This window comes from Burkholderia sp. Bp8992, from assembly GCF_003853705.1.
Lineage (GTDB): Bacteria > Pseudomonadota > Gammaproteobacteria > Burkholderiales > Burkholderiaceae > Burkholderia.
Genome location: NZ_QTQI01000005.1, coordinates 180263 through 194933 on the forward strand (window position 1 = coordinate 180263; position 14671 = coordinate 194933).

The 14671-nt window shown below is 66.2% G+C and carries 12 protein-coding genes and 1 pseudogene; 7 read left to right on the forward strand and 6 right to left on the reverse strand.

Annotated elements, in window-relative coordinates; translation table 11 throughout:
• Window positions 1-216 precede the first annotated feature (216 nt).
• The gene (locus DIE03_RS09990) at window positions 217-642 is read right to left on the reverse strand and encodes a cupin domain-containing protein (protein WP_124449826.1); all 426 of its coding nucleotides are present in this window, start codon (window positions 640-642) and stop codon (window positions 217-219) included.
• A 77-nt stretch (window positions 643-719) separates the two neighbouring features.
• Complete coding sequence (locus DIE03_RS09995; RefSeq protein WP_124449828.1) at window positions 720-1547, reverse strand: AraC family transcriptional regulator; 828 nt, start codon at window positions 1545-1547, stop codon at window positions 720-722.
• Window positions 1548-2271: 724 nt separating this feature from the next.
• Between DIE03_RS09995 and DIE03_RS10000 the strand changes: the two are divergent.
• From DIE03_RS10000 to DIE03_RS10030, 7 genes and pseudogenes are all read left to right on the forward strand, one after another.
• Window positions 2272-4544 (forward strand): annotated as a pseudogene (locus tag DIE03_RS10000) (LamG-like jellyroll fold domain-containing protein).
• 157 nt (window positions 4545-4701) lie between these two features.
• A complete protein-coding gene (locus DIE03_RS10005; protein WP_260434842.1) occupies window positions 4702-6939 on the forward strand; it encodes an exo-alpha-sialidase in 2238 nt (745 codons plus the stop codon).
• A gap of 259 nt (window positions 6940-7198) precedes the next feature.
• Complete coding sequence (locus DIE03_RS10010; RefSeq protein ID WP_226196263.1) at window positions 7199-7510, forward strand: winged helix-turn-helix transcriptional regulator; 312 nt, start codon at window positions 7199-7201, stop codon at window positions 7508-7510.
• 82 nt (window positions 7511-7592) lie between these two features.
• On the forward strand, window positions 7593-8285 hold the full coding sequence (locus tag DIE03_RS10015) for an HAD family hydrolase (protein WP_124449832.1): 693 nt from the start codon (window positions 7593-7595) through the stop codon (window positions 8283-8285).
• A gap of 34 nt (window positions 8286-8319) precedes the next feature.
• Window positions 8320-9672 (forward strand): MFS transporter, encoded by a 1353-nt coding sequence (locus DIE03_RS10020; protein WP_185658135.1) that lies wholly within the window; start codon window positions 8320-8322, stop codon window positions 9670-9672.
• An 85-nt stretch (window positions 9673-9757) separates the two neighbouring features.
• A complete protein-coding gene (locus tag DIE03_RS10025; protein ID WP_124449837.1) occupies window positions 9758-10954 on the forward strand; it encodes an alpha/beta fold hydrolase in 1197 nt (398 codons plus the stop codon).
• 59 nt (window positions 10955-11013) lie between these two features.
• On the forward strand, window positions 11014-11325 hold the full coding sequence (locus DIE03_RS10030) for a 3-phosphoglycerate dehydrogenase (protein ID WP_124449839.1): 312 nt from the start codon (window positions 11014-11016) through the stop codon (window positions 11323-11325).
• A gap of 40 nt (window positions 11326-11365) precedes the next feature.
• Here DIE03_RS10030 and DIE03_RS10035 read toward each other — a convergent pair whose 3' ends face one another.
• The 4 genes from DIE03_RS10035 to DIE03_RS10050 all read right to left on the reverse strand — a co-directional run bounded on the left by DIE03_RS10035 (window position 11366) and on the right by DIE03_RS10050 (window position 14517).
• On the reverse strand, window positions 11366-12505 hold the full coding sequence (locus DIE03_RS10035; RefSeq protein WP_124449841.1) for a patatin-like phospholipase family protein: 1140 nt from the start codon (window positions 12503-12505) through the stop codon (window positions 11366-11368).
• Window positions 12506-12655: 150 nt separating this feature from the next.
• Entirely contained in the window at window positions 12656-13117 is a 462-nt protein-coding gene (locus tag DIE03_RS10040; protein ID WP_124449843.1) for a cupin domain-containing protein, read from the reverse strand.
• 94 nt (window positions 13118-13211) lie between these two features.
• Entirely contained in the window at window positions 13212-13553 is a 342-nt protein-coding gene (locus DIE03_RS10045; protein WP_124449845.1) for a cupredoxin family copper-binding protein, read from the reverse strand.
• Window positions 13554-13572: 19 nt separating this feature from the next.
• Window positions 13573-14517, reverse strand: a complete 945-nt coding sequence (locus DIE03_RS10050) for a metallophosphoesterase (RefSeq protein ID WP_124449847.1) — start codon at window positions 14515-14517, stop codon at window positions 13573-13575.
• Window positions 14518-14671 lie beyond the last annotated feature (154 nt).

A 14671-nucleotide genomic window follows, 5' to 3' on the forward strand; every position in this document is an offset into this window, starting at 1 on the left:
CTCGCCGAAATTGACTGCCACGTCACATAGCGGGACGCCGAACTGCACAGCCACGGTTGGAAGTTGTCGGTCGAGCGGCGCAGGGCGGTGGCTGACGGCCTCGGGTCAGAAGGAGCCGTCGAACTGATGCGTCCAGATCGACGACGATCGCGTTTCCGCGGACTTGCTCGAGCTCGTCCGCCCTGACTATCTCGGCTGGCATACGCAGGGGCTGCATTAAATCCACTGGTCGTTCTCGACAGTACGCTCGCTCGCCGCGCCGTCGCCCGTGTTCACCACACCTCGCGGCTCGATCAGCAGCATCTTTACTTCGGCATTTGCACAGGGCTTGTGTTCGACGCCCTTCGGCACCACCGCCATCTGACCGGCACGCAGCACAATGGAACCGTCACCCGAGGGACCCGCGCGAAGATCGATACGCAACTCGCCTTCAAGCACGATGAACGTTTCGTCGGTATCGGCATGGCGGTGCCACTGAAATTCGCCTTCGACTTTCACAACCTTGAACTGATAGTCGTTCATTTCCGCGATGACACGAGGTTCCCAGTGACCGTCGATTAGCGCGATCTTTCCGGTCAAGTCGATGGTCTGGCACTGGCCGCGTTCGGCCGGCACGTTGCTGTGTTTCGAGGATTGGGACACCGTTCTCTCCTTTCAAGGGGCAATGCTTCGAGAATACGCATGCTCCTTGCGGCCGTATTGAACGATCGTGTGTGTTTTCAGCCGCGTTGGATGCTGCCCGTGACCTGGAGCCAGTGCCCCGGCGTCATGCCGAATGTTTTCGAGAAGTGACGCGTCATGTGGCTCTGGTCAGCAAAACCCGCGGCCGCAGCGGCGTGAACGAGTGAGGTGCCAGCGAGCAGCATGCGGCGCACCGCATCGAGGCGCCGCATCGTCAGATAATGGTACGGGCTCGTGCCGTAGAAGGTGCGAAAGTCGTGCGACAGACTCCAGCGATCGCGGCCCGTCGCTGCTTCAAGTTCGGCGAGCGTGACGACGCGCGCGCAGTTCACGTGCAAATAGTCGCGCGCGCGCCGCGCCGCGAGGAAGTCGCCTTTCGGACGGCGTGTGGGCGTGCCGGCAACAGCGGCAAGCGCATGCGTCAGTTCGGCGAGGGCATCGCTTTGTTCAAGCGGTTCAAGCCTATGGCCGACGTGCTGCAGCAATGTTGTGGTTGCCGCCGCAAGGCGCGCATCGGTCGTCACGCCGCCTTCGAGGAACGGCAACGCCCGCCCGCCGAGCACGTCCTGAAAAAGCGCGGGTTCCACGTAGATCATCCGGTACTGAAACCCTTCGTCGGTACCCGCCTGACCATCGTGAGCCTCGTCGGGATGCAGCACCATCGTGTTGCCCGCCAGGCTGTTTCGCATGCTGCGCCGATAGTTGAAACTCTGGACGCCAGCGATCGTGCGACCAATCGCATAGGTATCGTGGCGGTGCATGGCGTACGCCTTGCCGTGAAACCACGCTTCGATGCGTTCGACACCTTCTATCGGCTCGGCGCGCCTTACCCAGTCGGGGCATGAGAGTGTGGTTTGTCGGTTCAAGATGTATGACCTTGGATGGCCTGAGGCATCACGCCGCGGGACGGGCGCTCAGGCGCTGTACGATGCAAAGCGCTATCCGGATTGTCGCACGGGATAGTCCGCTAGCGATGACATGCCACGGTCGCCGCGCCGGGTTGAAACGCGGCCGTCAGCCTGGTGGGTATTTGCCGAGGAGGTTAGCGTGGTCCTGAGTGGCGGCTATCAGGAAAGCTGAGTGTCCGTTGTGGGGTCGCAAAGAGCCGCTCGAGCGACGCCAGTGCGGCCTTTGGTGTTGCGCGCGACCGTTGGCAGACATCGCCGGACGGCACGCAAACGCGCTAGAACCTTACCCCTGCGATCGGGTTGTCCGATCAACCCCGGTTTCTCACAACGTGGGACTTTCACTGCCGGCGCTGCACAAAAATCCATGATTGCGCGACAGTTTTTCCGATCCCGCGTCGGTGTCGACCGGCGAAGTGACATTTCTACTTCGCAAACGGTGACAACTTTGCCTTGTTCTTCGGCGGTGCCCAGCCGCGTCGCGCATTCCTCAGTCCGTGCATCACCGATGTGACAATTGCGTGTCATTAGCGAATATGTTTTTTTTCGCTTGATTACATCCCCGTCGTGCTGGATAGAATGCTACGCGTTCCTGACGAATACGGAACGGTTCGTACATTTGTGCCGCTTCGACCATAGCTAAAAAACTGGGGATCCAGACATGCGAGACAACGGAGCATCGACGATGCTGTCCGAGGAAGTCGTCCCACTCGGCGACATCGAGAATATTGCACGACGCCATTTCGTGATGGGGCTCGGTGCAACGCTTCTGGCCGGATGCGGCGGTGACGGAAGCAACGCGGTTACAGGCGGTGAGCGTACCTCGGCAAACGGCACCGGCCAGCCGTCCGGAGTGGCTCCGGCTTCGGACGGTATCGACGCAGGGGCGACGTCTGCAGGCACTGCCCAAACCCGCGCCTTCACGCATCCCGGCTTGCTGCATACCGAGGCGGATTTCGAACGCATGCGTGCCAAAGTCGGCGCCCACGCTTCCCCGTGGATCGACAGCTGGAACGTGCTCGTCGCCAACGGTCACACGCGGCTGACGAACAAGCCGAACCCGCAGGTCGGCATCTATCGCGGCAATGATCCCACGCATGGTCAGAACTACGGCGCGCTCTACAACGACATCGCCGCCGCCTATGGCGACGCGCTGCGCTGGAAGGTGTCGGAGACAAACGCTATGCCGACAAAGCTGTGGAGTATCTGGACCAATGGGCGTCGACGCTGACGACGCTTGGCGGCAGCGACGTGGCGCTCGCCGCCGGCATCTACGGCTACGAGTTCGCGAACGCAGCCGAAATCATGCGCGGCTACAGCGGCTGGAGTCCGGGCGGACTCGCGGCGTTTCAGGCAATGATGCGCAATGTCTTCTACCCGGTCAGCCATGCCTTCCTGACCCGCATCGACACCGCGATGGACACGCACTACTGGGCCAACTGGGGCCTGGCCAACATCGCGTGCGTCCTGGCCATCGGCGTGCTGTGCGACGATGCCGACCTCGTCAACGAGGCCATCACCCATTTCAAGACCGGTGGCAGCAACGGCTGTATCCGGCAAGCCGTGTACTACGTGCACCCCGGCAACCTCGGGCAATGGCAGGAAGCCGGCCGTGACCAGGGCCACAGCACGCTCGGCATTGCATTGACGGGCGCCATTTGCGAGATGGCGTGGAACCAGGGCATCGACCTGTACGGCTACGACAACAATCGCTTTCTGGCGGGCGCGGAATACGTGGCCAAGGCCAACCTGAAGCAGGCAGGCGGCGCGTTCTACACGGTGCCTTTCGTCACGTACCAGAACAGCGCCGGCGTCATCCAGACGCAGTTCGCCGCCGGCGGGCAAGGCAATGCCCTGGGGCGGCCCTGCTGGGCGCTGGTGGCCAACCATTACATCAACCGCAAAGGCCTGGCGGCGCCTTACACCAAGCGCGCTGCCGAGCTTGTGGCGCCGGAAGGCGGCGGCGGCAACTACGGCCCCAACAGTGGCGGCTTCGACCAGCTTGGCTACGGCACGCTCACCTGCACGCTCGACCCCGGCACTCCAGCCGCAACGCCGACCGGCCTGACCGGCTACGCCAGCGCTGGCAAGGTGGTGCTGTCGTGGTGGGGCAGCAGCAACGCCGTCAGCTACAACGTCAAGCGCGCCACCATTGCCGACGGTCCGTACAGCACCATCCAGAGCGGTATCACCGATCTGCTGACCTATGCCGATATGCCAGCCGGTGCCGGAACGTATTTTTATGTCGTGACAGCGCAAACGATTGCGGGCGAATCGGCGCTCTCCAACGAAGTGAAAGTGATCACGGCGCAGCAGCTGCTCGCGCATCTGACGTTTGATGAAGGCAGCGGCATCACGGCCGCCGATAGCTCGGGCAACGGGCGCAATGGCACGCTCAACGGCGCAACGTGGGCGGCGGGGCACAGCGGCAACGCGGTCTCGCTCAACGGCTCGGGCGCGTATGTGGCCTTGCCCAACGATCTGCTGGTCGATGTGTCGGACTTCACCATCGCCAGCTGGGTGTTCTGGAACGGCGCGCAAACGTGGGCACGCCTGTTCGACTTCGGCACGGGCTTCCACCGCTACATGATGTTCACGCCGCGCGCGCAGTTGCGCAGCGGCTGGACCGGCATGCGCTTCGCCATGACGGCCAACGGCCCCGGTGACGGCCCGCCGGAACAGATCATCGACGCCCCCACCGAGCTGCCGAGCAAGAGATGGGTGCATGTGGCCGTCACGCTGTCGGGTTCGACCGGCACGATATACGTGGACGGCACGCCCGTCAGTACCAACACGGCGATGTTCCAGGCGCCGTTCCGCCTGGGCAGTACCACGCAGAACTGGCTGGGCAAATCGCAATACAGTGCCGACGCCACGTTCCACGGTCTGATCGACGATTTCCGCATCTATCGCGGTGCGCTCGGCGCTGCGCAGATTGCATCGCTCATGGCGCATTGATTGCGCGGGGCCCGGTGGCGGGCCCTGCGATGGACCTCTCCCTTCAAGGACCTTTCGGATGACTATGTTTTCTCGACGATGGATTGCCGCGGCGGCGATGGCGTGTACGTTATGGGGCTGTGGTGACGGATCCGATAGCGCGACAGGCGTGACCAAGGTGGGGGCCAACGTAGCCGCCAATCGTAGTCAGATCGGCGGAAATGGCAGCGGCAGCAACCTGCCGGCGGCCAGCTGGACCAGCGTCAAGTGGGGCGGGGGCGGCTATGTCACCGGCCTGATCTACCATCCAGCCAACGCGAGCCTGCTGTACGCACGCACCGACGTTGGCGGCGCGTACCGCTGGAACGCGACCAACTCGACGTGGACGCCGATTACCGACGGCATCGGTTTCGGCTCAGGCGAGGGCGATTTCCACGGCGTCGAAAGCCTCGCGCTCGACCCGAACAACGATCAGCTCGTCTACATGATGACCGGCATTACCGTGACGCAGGGTCACAACGGCCGCATCTACATCTCGAGCAACCGTGGCAACACCTGGACGCACTACGACCTGCCGTTCCCGGTGGGCGGCAACGACAACGGCCGCGCCACGGGCGAGCGTCTGCAGGTCGACCCCAACAATCCGTCGACGCTGTTCTACGGATCGCGCACGGCCGGCCTGTGGAAGAGTGCCGATTCGGGCCGCACCTGGACGCAGGTCACGGGTCTGTCCTCCACCACGATCAGCGGCGGCGGCTCTCCGCTGGGCGTCGAGCAGGTCATCTTCGACACGTCGGGCACGGGCGGCGGCCAGCCGACCTGGATCATGTGGGCCACCGTCGCCCCGGACTACGCCAACGCGGCGGGCCTGACGTCGACGCTGTACAAGTCCACCAACGGCGGCTTCTCGTGGACGCCGGTGCCCGTCCCGCCGACGGTGTCCGGCTACTACATCCCGCACGTCGTGCGCACGTCCGACGGCAACTTCTACGTGGTGTTCAACGCAGGCGTCGGCCAGGGCATCGGCGGACCGAGCTATCTCTACAAGTTCGGCGGAAGCAACAACAGCAACTGGACGCTGCTCAAGAGCTCCAGCAGCAACGGTTTTGGCGGCCTGTCCGTCTCTGGTCTGGGCGCGTCCGCCCGCATCGCACTGGGCATGACGGGCTGGAGCGACACCAGCAAGACCATCCAGCTGTCCGACGACGGCGGCAGTACGTGGCGTGAAATCGAGGCCGGCATGCCGCACACCGGCCTTGCCGCGGGTGGCTGCGCCGGCTGGGTCGAGGGCGTCACCATCGACCCGGCCAATCGCGATCACGTCATGCACGTCCACGGCGGCGGTATCTGCGAAACCATGAACGCGTCGTCGCCGACGCCCACCTGGAGCGCCAAGGTCGACAACCTCGAGGAAACCGTGACGCTGGCGCTCGTCACGGCGCCGCCCGGTGCGTCGTACAAGTTCATCAACAGCGCCGGCGACATCGGCACGTGGGTCAATACGGATCTCTCGACGAGGCCGACGAAAGGCCCTTTGAACACATGGAGCAGCGGCAATTCGGCCGACATGTCGTGGTCCGATCCGACGTACATCGCCGCCGCGGGCGTCGACAACGCCAACGGCCATGCCACCAAGGGCTTCTGGTCGGGCGACAGCGGCAACAGCTGGGCGACGTTCGCGTCGCTGCCCAACGGCGCCGCGGCCAGCCAGAGCAACGTGGGCAACCTGGTCGTCCCGTCCCGCAACAACGTGACCTGGGCACCGCCGGACTCGGTGCCGTCGTACACGACAAACAATGGCGCCAGCTGGACCGCGACCAACCTGCCGGCGTTCAGTGCGACCTGGAACGGCTTCCAGCGTGCCTATCGCCTGGCCGCGGACCGCAAGAACCCGAAGAAGGTCTATGCGTACGACTCCGGCGGCGCATCGTGGAGCTGGCAGCGCGGCAAGATCTACGTGTCGAACGACGGCGGCCACACGTTCACGCTGAGCCAGGGCTCGGTGAACGCGAACCTGGCCTGGAATTCGTGGCGCGATACGTCGATGGCGGTCAATCCGAACGCCGAGGGCGACCTCTGGCTGGCCGACGGCACGGCCGTGTACCACTCGGTGGACTCGGGCGCGACCTGGACGAAACTCGGCGCCTTTGCGTCGACCAGCAACACACCGGGCGCCACCGTGATCGCGCTGGGCAGGGCGCCGACCGGTTCGCCATACTCGGCCGCGGTCTACGTGGAAGGCACGATGAACGGCGTCTGGGGCATCTACCATTCCGACGACGGCGGTGCAACGTGGTCGCGCTTCAACGATGACGCGCACCAATTCGGCGACTCCGGCGTGATGGCCGGCGACTGGAACACCTATGGCCGGATTTACGTCAATGGCGCCGCTCGCGGTCTGATCTTCAGCAATTGAGGTTGATCGACCTGTCGACCGTCCGGTTGCGGTTTGCAACCGGACGGAGAGGAATCCAAGCCGGAAATCTCCACTTCCGACCGGGACCCGTTCCGGTTCAGCGTCAGTGGCAGCGTAGACACCGTGCTTTAAAAAGTAAAGCAGAAGAGAGGCTCGGTTCAGGCGATTGACTCTGCCTGCCGATTGCTTTAAAAAGTAAAGCATGACGACACCAAGAATCGGACAACGCGTTCGCGGATCGACGACGGGGCGGCCCATCATGGTCGTGCTGGATCTGCTCGGGCGCCGCACCGCGCTGCGCATCCTGTGGGAGCTGCGAGGCGCGCCGCTCACGTTCCGCGCATTGCAGGAAGCCTGCGAAACGAACGCGCGCCTGCTCAACACGCGGCTGGCCGAGCTCAAGGCGTCGGGCCTCGTCGAGCACGGGGAGGGCGGTTATTGCATGACCGCCGAAGGCCGGCGGCTCGAAGCGGCGCTGCAGCCGTTGCTGGGATGGGCAAGACAGTGGGCGAAGCGCGACCCGGAGGGGCTGGACGCGGCCGATCGCGAGCAATCGGGCCAGGCGCGTTGATCGTCCGCGCCCGGTGCGCCTCGCGACATCGTTCCGGGTCACGCGTCGAGCGTGATCCATTTTTTGTTTGCGGAGTCCTTGCATGTCTGTCCGGGCCGTCATCTTCGACTTCGACCTGACGCTAGCGGATTCGTCCGCGGCGATCATCGAGTGCACGGAATACGCGTTGCGTCAGCTCGGCGCGGCACGCGCGACGCCGGCGCAGATCGCCGCCGTGATCGGGCTGCCGCTGCCGCAGATGTTCCGCGCGTTGACGGACGAAACGGAACCGGCGCGGGCGGAAGCGTTCGCACGGCACTTCGTCGCGCGTGCCGACGAGATCATGGTGCCCGGTACGCGCATCTATCCCGAGGTGCCTTCGCTGCTTGCGCGGTTGCGCGAGCAGGGGCTCGCCGTTGCGATCGTGTCGTCCAAGTTTCGCTACCGGATCGACGCGATTCTCGAACGCAACAACCTGCGACCGCTGGTCGACGTGTTGATCGGCGCGGAAGACGTGCAGCGTCACAAGCCGGATCCCGAGGGGCTCGTACAGGCATTGGCGCGGCTCGGTCTGCCGGCCCGCGCGGCGATCTACGTCGGCGACCACGCGGTGGACGCGCAGGCGGCCGAGCGCGCCGGCGTGCCGTTCGTCGGCGCGGTGACCGGCATGACGTCGTTCGATGCGTGGGCGCGCGCCGGCAAGCAGGCAGTATCCACGCATATCGGCGAACTGGCCGCGCTCGTGCAGCGGATGCAGTGCGAACCGGGCCGGGCGTCCGGCCCGCACGACGCCTGACGGCCGATCCGGGAGCCACACGATGCCGCGCCACGTGAACCATCTCCGCTGGACGATCGTTGCGTTTCTGGTCGCGCCGCTGACCTTCGTGATGACGCTCGATCGCGCGGCGATGGCCGTGGCCGCACCGACGATCCAGGGCGAACTCGGCCTGTCGATCGTCGAGATGTCGATGATCCTGACGATCTACTTCTGGGCCTATGCGATCGGCCAGATTCCGGCCGGTCGCGCGGCCGAGCGCTTCGGATCGCGCCGCGTGCTGTTCGGCACGAGCACGCTGTGGTCGCTGATGATGATCGTCACGCCGCTCGGCGGTTCGTTCGCCTGGCTGTTCGGTTGCCGGCTGGTGCTCGGCGGCGCGCAGTCGGCCGACTGGTCGAGCAGCGTCGTCGCGCTCAAGCGCTGGTTTCCGGCCGGCGAGCGCGCGAAAGGCAACGCGGTGCTGCTCGCGGGGCTGTATCTGGGCCCGATCGTGTCGGCGCCGCTCACGGCCTGGACGATCGTCCATTTCGGCTGGCATGCCGTCTTCTACGGATTCGGCGCGCTTGGCCTGCTGCTCGGTGCGATCTGGTGGTTCGGCTACCGCGATGCGCCGGCGTCGCATCCGCTCATCACGCGGGCCGAGGCGGACTACATCGCGGCCGGCCAGCCGCCCGGCCACGCGGCCGCGTCGGGTTCGCTCGTGCGTTGCCTGCGGTTGGGGCGCTTCTGGATCTTCGGCATCCAGTATTTCCTGCTCGTGCTGATCCAGAGCTTCTACACGACGTGGCTGCCGACTTACCTGATGCGCGCACGCGGGCTGTCGTTGAAGGCGATGGGGATATACGCGTCGCTGCCGTGGGTTGCCGTGTTCGTGGCGGTATTCGTCGCGGGCGCCGTCAGCGACCGGCTGCTGAGGAAAACGGGCTCGATCTACTGGGCGCGCACGCCGGTCGCGATCGCGGGATTCGTCGTGAGCGCGCTGGCACTCGTCGCCGCGTCGCGCGCGGAGGCGATCGCCGCGGTCATCGCGCTGCTGTGCCTGTCGTTTGCGGCCGTCGGGTTCGTGCAGGTCGTCGTATGGTCGGCCGCGCAGGATCTCGGGCGGCCGTTCGCCGGCGTGATGTCGGGCTGGACCAACGTGTGGGGCGCGCTGTCGAACGTCGCGGGGCCGATGGCGCTCGCGCTCGTCGTCAAGGTCACCGGCAGCTGGGGCAGCGGGATGGTCGTGATCGGCGCCGCGGCGGCCTGTGGCGCGGTGCTGTGGCTGTTCGTGCATCCCGAGCGCCCGTTGCTCGCCGTGGCGGCGGGCGGCGTGCCGCCGGCGGCCGGGGGCCGGAACGCGCGGCGCGGCGACGCGCGCCAAACCCGAGCCGACGCCGGGCAGGTTTCCGAGCCGGCCGACTGACCCGGGTTTCGCAACGGGCCGGCAGCGCGCGACGGATTCTGCGACCATCGCCGTTAAAACGATATCCGCCACTCGATCTGCCGCCATGTCCCTCATTTCCGTTGCCTTTGCAAGCGTCCGGCGCTCACGCGTGCTGCCGGCCGCCCGATTCCTGTCGTTTGCGATTCCGCTCGCCGCGGCCATCGGCGTCCTGGGTGGCGCGCACCGGGTCGAAGCCGCGACGCCCACCCAGCGCGAACGTCTCGACGCGCCGGTGAAGGCCGTCGCCGACCAGCGTCTGGCCGTCGACACGCCGCAGGGCAGCGCGATGCTGCCCGTGTATGCCGACCATCCGGTCGACAAGGCTGCACCCGACGTCACGCGCGTGTTCATCGTGATTCACGGCACGCTGCGCAATGCCGACGGTTACTACGCGTCGGGGCGCAAGGTCGTCGAGAAGGCCGGCGCGGCCGGCAACGGCACGATGGTCGTCGCGCCGCAGTTCCTGACACGTGCCGATACGCGTGCTTTCTCGTTGCCCGCCTCGACGCTCGCGTGGACCCAGGAAGGATGGAAGGGCGGCGAACCCGCGCGCCAGCCGGGCCCGGTCAGCTCGTTTGCCGCGCTCGACGCGCTGCTCGCGCATTTCGCCGACCGCGGCCTGTATCCGTCACTGACGACGGTCGTCGTGATCGGCCACTCCGCCGGCGCGCAGTTGCTGCAGCGTTACGCAGTGGCCGGTCGCGAAGGCGACGCGCTCGCACGGGCCGGCATCGCCGTGCGCTACGTGGTCGCGAATCCGTCGAGCTACCTGTACTTCGACGACGAACGTCCGAATGCCGACGCGATCGCGGGCGGCACCTGCCCGCGCGCGACGGAATGGAAATACGGGCTGAAGTCGGCGCCGCCTTACGTTGCGTCGCAGGACGTGCGCGAACTCGAAACACGCTACGTCGCGCGCCATGTCGTGTATCTGCTCGGGCAGGCCGACACGAACCCGACCACGCATTTCATCGACCGTTCGTGTGCGGCGATGGCGCAGGGCCCGTACCGGCTCGCGCGCGGGCTTGCCTATTTCGATTACCTGAAGAAGCGGCACCCGGACGATCTCGCGCAGCAGGTCGTCGAAGTGCCGGGCGTCGGGCACGACGGGCTCGGCATGCTCACGTCTGCTTGCGGGCTGGCCGTGCTGTTCGGGCAGGCATTGCCGCAGTCGTGTCCGGTAGTGGCCGGCACCGCGGCGGACTTGCAGGCGCCCGACGAAAATCGATCGATCAGAAAAATGCAGGAGTCGGCAAGATAAATTCATTTCCCTGCGTGGCGTTCGCGGTTCAGGATGACGGCGTTCCCAGGAGCGTCCCCATGAACATCACGATCGTCGACGATGACCTCAAGCCGGATGGGCAGCCGATCCACGTAGTGCCCCCGGACGTACCCGAGCGTGAAGCGGCTTCGATCGAGCCGTTGATCCTCGACCTGCTCGAATGGATCGGGGCTGGCGCGCGGCCGTATGCCGAGGTGATCGACGCGTGGCGCACGTCGTGCCCGCGCCTGCCGGTGTGGGAGGAGGCCTGCGCGCGCGGCTACGTGGTCCGCCATCATGCGCCGGGCGGCGTGGCCGAGGTCGAAGTGAGCGAGGCCGGTCGCGCGCATGTCCGGGCCGCGCGCGCCTGACCGTGCGGGGCAGTCGGCGCGTGGTGGTGCTTCCCGCGCGTCATGCCGTTTTTTCCGCGATCGGCGGGGCATCCGGATCGAACACCGTCAAGCCTTCCGTCGGGTCCATCGGCAGGTTCCACGGCCGGGCGGCGATGGCCCGTTTCGCCGCGTCGTAGCCGGCCTGCCGGCGGGCCGCGATGCCGGCCGGCGTGAAATCGATATCCTTCAGCTGATTGTCGCCGTCGAGCCGCGGCGCGGCGAGCTTGATCAGGTGCATCGTGGTTTCGCATCCCCACGCGGCGAGCCGGCGCACGGCCGGCGACGCACGATCGGCTTCCGGCACGTGCCGGACCAGTTCGCGGATCACGTGACGCAGCCGGTGAATCTGCTGCTGGCGCGCGATGTGGCTGTCGGTGCGGCTCGCGTACTGGATGTCCTTTTGTCGTTCCGACACCTGCCAGATGCTCTCGGGCTCGGGGCCGGCCGGATTCCACATCTGCACCGAGAAGATGATCGAGCTGCGGCGCGGGTTGTCGTCGAGCACGACCTCGACCGGCGTATTCGAATACACGCCGCCGTCCCAGTACGGCGCGCCGTCGATCCGGATCGCCGGGAACGCGGGCGGCAGCGCGCCCGAGCTCATGATGTGCTCGATGCCGAGCCGCGTATCGCGCGAATCGAAATAGCGCATCGTCCCCGTGCAGGCATTGACCGCGCTGACGGTCAGGCGCGGCTCGCCCGCGTTCAGCAGGTCGGGTTCGATCAGCGACGCCAGCGTGTCGCGCAGCGGCGCGATCCGGTAGTACGACGCGCGATCGACGCCGAGCCGCACCATCGGCCCGAGCCACGACGCCGGATTGGGCTGGAAGAAGCCCGCGATGCCGCCGCCGATGATCATCAGTTCGGCCAGTGCCCGGTCCCAGCCAGGCATCAGCGGTGGGACGTCGAAGCGCGTCCGTTCGGTCACGCGATGCCAGAACGCCGACAGTTTCTCGTAGCGCCGTTCCGGCGGATTCCCGGCGATCAGCGCCGCGTTGATTGCGCCGATCGACGTGCCGACCACCCAGTCGGGCCGGATCCCCGCTTCATCCATCGCCTGGAATACACCGAGCTGGAACGCGCCCAGGGCGCCGCCGCCCTGGAGCACGAGCACGACTTGCCCTGGGAGGTCCATTCGTGCCGGCTGGCTCGCGGTCATGGCTTGCCTCGCTGCGTGTGACGGTGGGTCGGAACCGAACAGTTCGATTCAGTTTAGGCGATCGACGGCGCGGGACCACCCGCTGTGCGCTGCCTGCCGCGCCGGTCGCTTCCGGCCCTTTGAAGCGGCGGGCCGGCCCGGCGACGGACGTCACGCGTCCGGGTAGGGCGTGCCGTCCTTGTGCAGGAACCGGCCGTCGCGGCTCGGGCTCATCATGTCGATGTCGGGGCAGGTGATCACGTCGTCCGGTGAGCGCGAGCCCACTTCGAGATAGACGGCGACCGCATCCGACCGGTTGACGAGGTGATGCCCGTTGCCCGAGTTCTTCGGAAACGCCGCGCAGTCGCCCGTGCGCAGCACGGTTTCGCCATCGTCCTCGATCATCACGAGTTCGCCTTCGAGCACATAGACGAATTCGTCCTCGTCGGAATGCCAGTGGCGCTGGGCTGACCAGCCGCCGGGCGGCACGCGCATCAGGTTGACGCCGAAATCGTGCAGCCCGCCGGCGTCGCCGAGACGCTGGCGGATGCGCTGCGCGCACGGCGCGTCGAACGGCCGCGGATAGCCGCTGCCGCGGCGTTCGGGCACGGTGCTGAGGTCGATCCTGGGCATGGACGGCTCCGTCTGCCACGCGGGCGAATGGGACGGCGATCATTGTAGGCCGCTGCCGTCCGCCGTTCGTCCGCGCGTTGCAGCGCGGGCCGCGTCATTCGACGGTGATCGTCTCCTTCATGTACGGGTGAATCCCGCAGAACACCTTGTAGACGCCCGGCTTGTCGAAGCGGAACGAGTACGTCTCGTCCTGGTCGAGCGCCTTCGAATGGAAGATGCCGGCGTCGTTGACGACGGTGTGCGGCTCCCCGTCGAGGTTCTTCCACGTGATCGTCGTGCCGGCCTTGATCGTGGTCGACATCGGCGAAAACATGAAATTGCGGATCGTCACGAGCGGGCCGTCCGGACCCTGCGCGAACGCGGCGAGCGGCGTACCGGCGGTCGCCGCGCACAGGATCAGTGCCGCGCTGATTCGGGATGGCTTGAAGCGGATCATGTCGGTCTCCTCATATTGGTCAGGCGAGCGTCGCATCGTGCAGCGACGACGCGGCCGGATGGCCGGCGAATTCGACGGTCGTCACGCCGAGCATCGACGGCAGCCGGTCGTGCGGCACCGTGAGCGGCACGGGGCCCGGGCCGTTGCCGGCCGTCGGCTGCGGGAACGCGGTCGAGCGCGCGGTGTGGAACGTCACGTTGCCCTCGACCTTCGACACGATCTGGTGGATGTGCCCGTTCAGCACCGTGACCGAGCCGAAGCGGCGCAGCAGCGCCATCGTCTGAGGCGCGTCGCCGGTACCCCAGCCCCACGGCTCGTAGATGGTCCACATCGGCATGTGCGAGAACACGACGATCGGCGTGCTCGACGAACGCCCCTTCAGATCCTGCGCGAGCCACGCGAGCTGCTCGTCGCCGAAGCTGCCGAGCCCGTTCGGCTTGAAATGCATCACGTTGACGAGGCCGATGAAATGCACGCCCGCGTGATCGAAGCTGTAATAGCCGCGGTTGTCCGATGCCTTGCCGAACCGGCCGAAATATTCGGCACCCGAACCGTCGGTGACGTCGTGTTCGCCGGGGACCGTGTGCAGCTCCGGCACGCGCAGCGCGGACAGCAGCTGCGATGCGTGGTCGAATTCCTCCGGCTTGGACAGGTGCGTGATGTCGCCCGTATGGATGGCCAGCGCGGGCATCGCGGGCATCCCGTTGACGAGTTCGATCGTCTGCTTCAGCGTGGCCGACACGTCGGGATTCGCGTCCTTGTTGAAGCCGATGTGCGTATCGCTGATCTGCACGAACAGCGGCTTGCCCGCATCGGCCGGGCGCGCGTCGCCGGTCTGCGCGAGCGCGAGGTCGAACGGCGTCAGGATGCCGCCGGACAGCGTAAACAGCGTGCCGAGGCCGCCGAAGGCCATGCATTGCAGGGCTTTGCGGCGCGACGGGCGGGTAGGGGTCGATGAAGACATGTGAGCCTCGCAATCGTATGACGAAACCGGACGGCCGGATCGTCCTGGAATAAGCCGGCGCCTTCGCATGCCATACCGGCGAAGCGGCGGATTTATTCCCGCGCGTGACAAGGTCGAACACCCGTGTTTTCGGCTTGGCGGGCGACGTGCGATG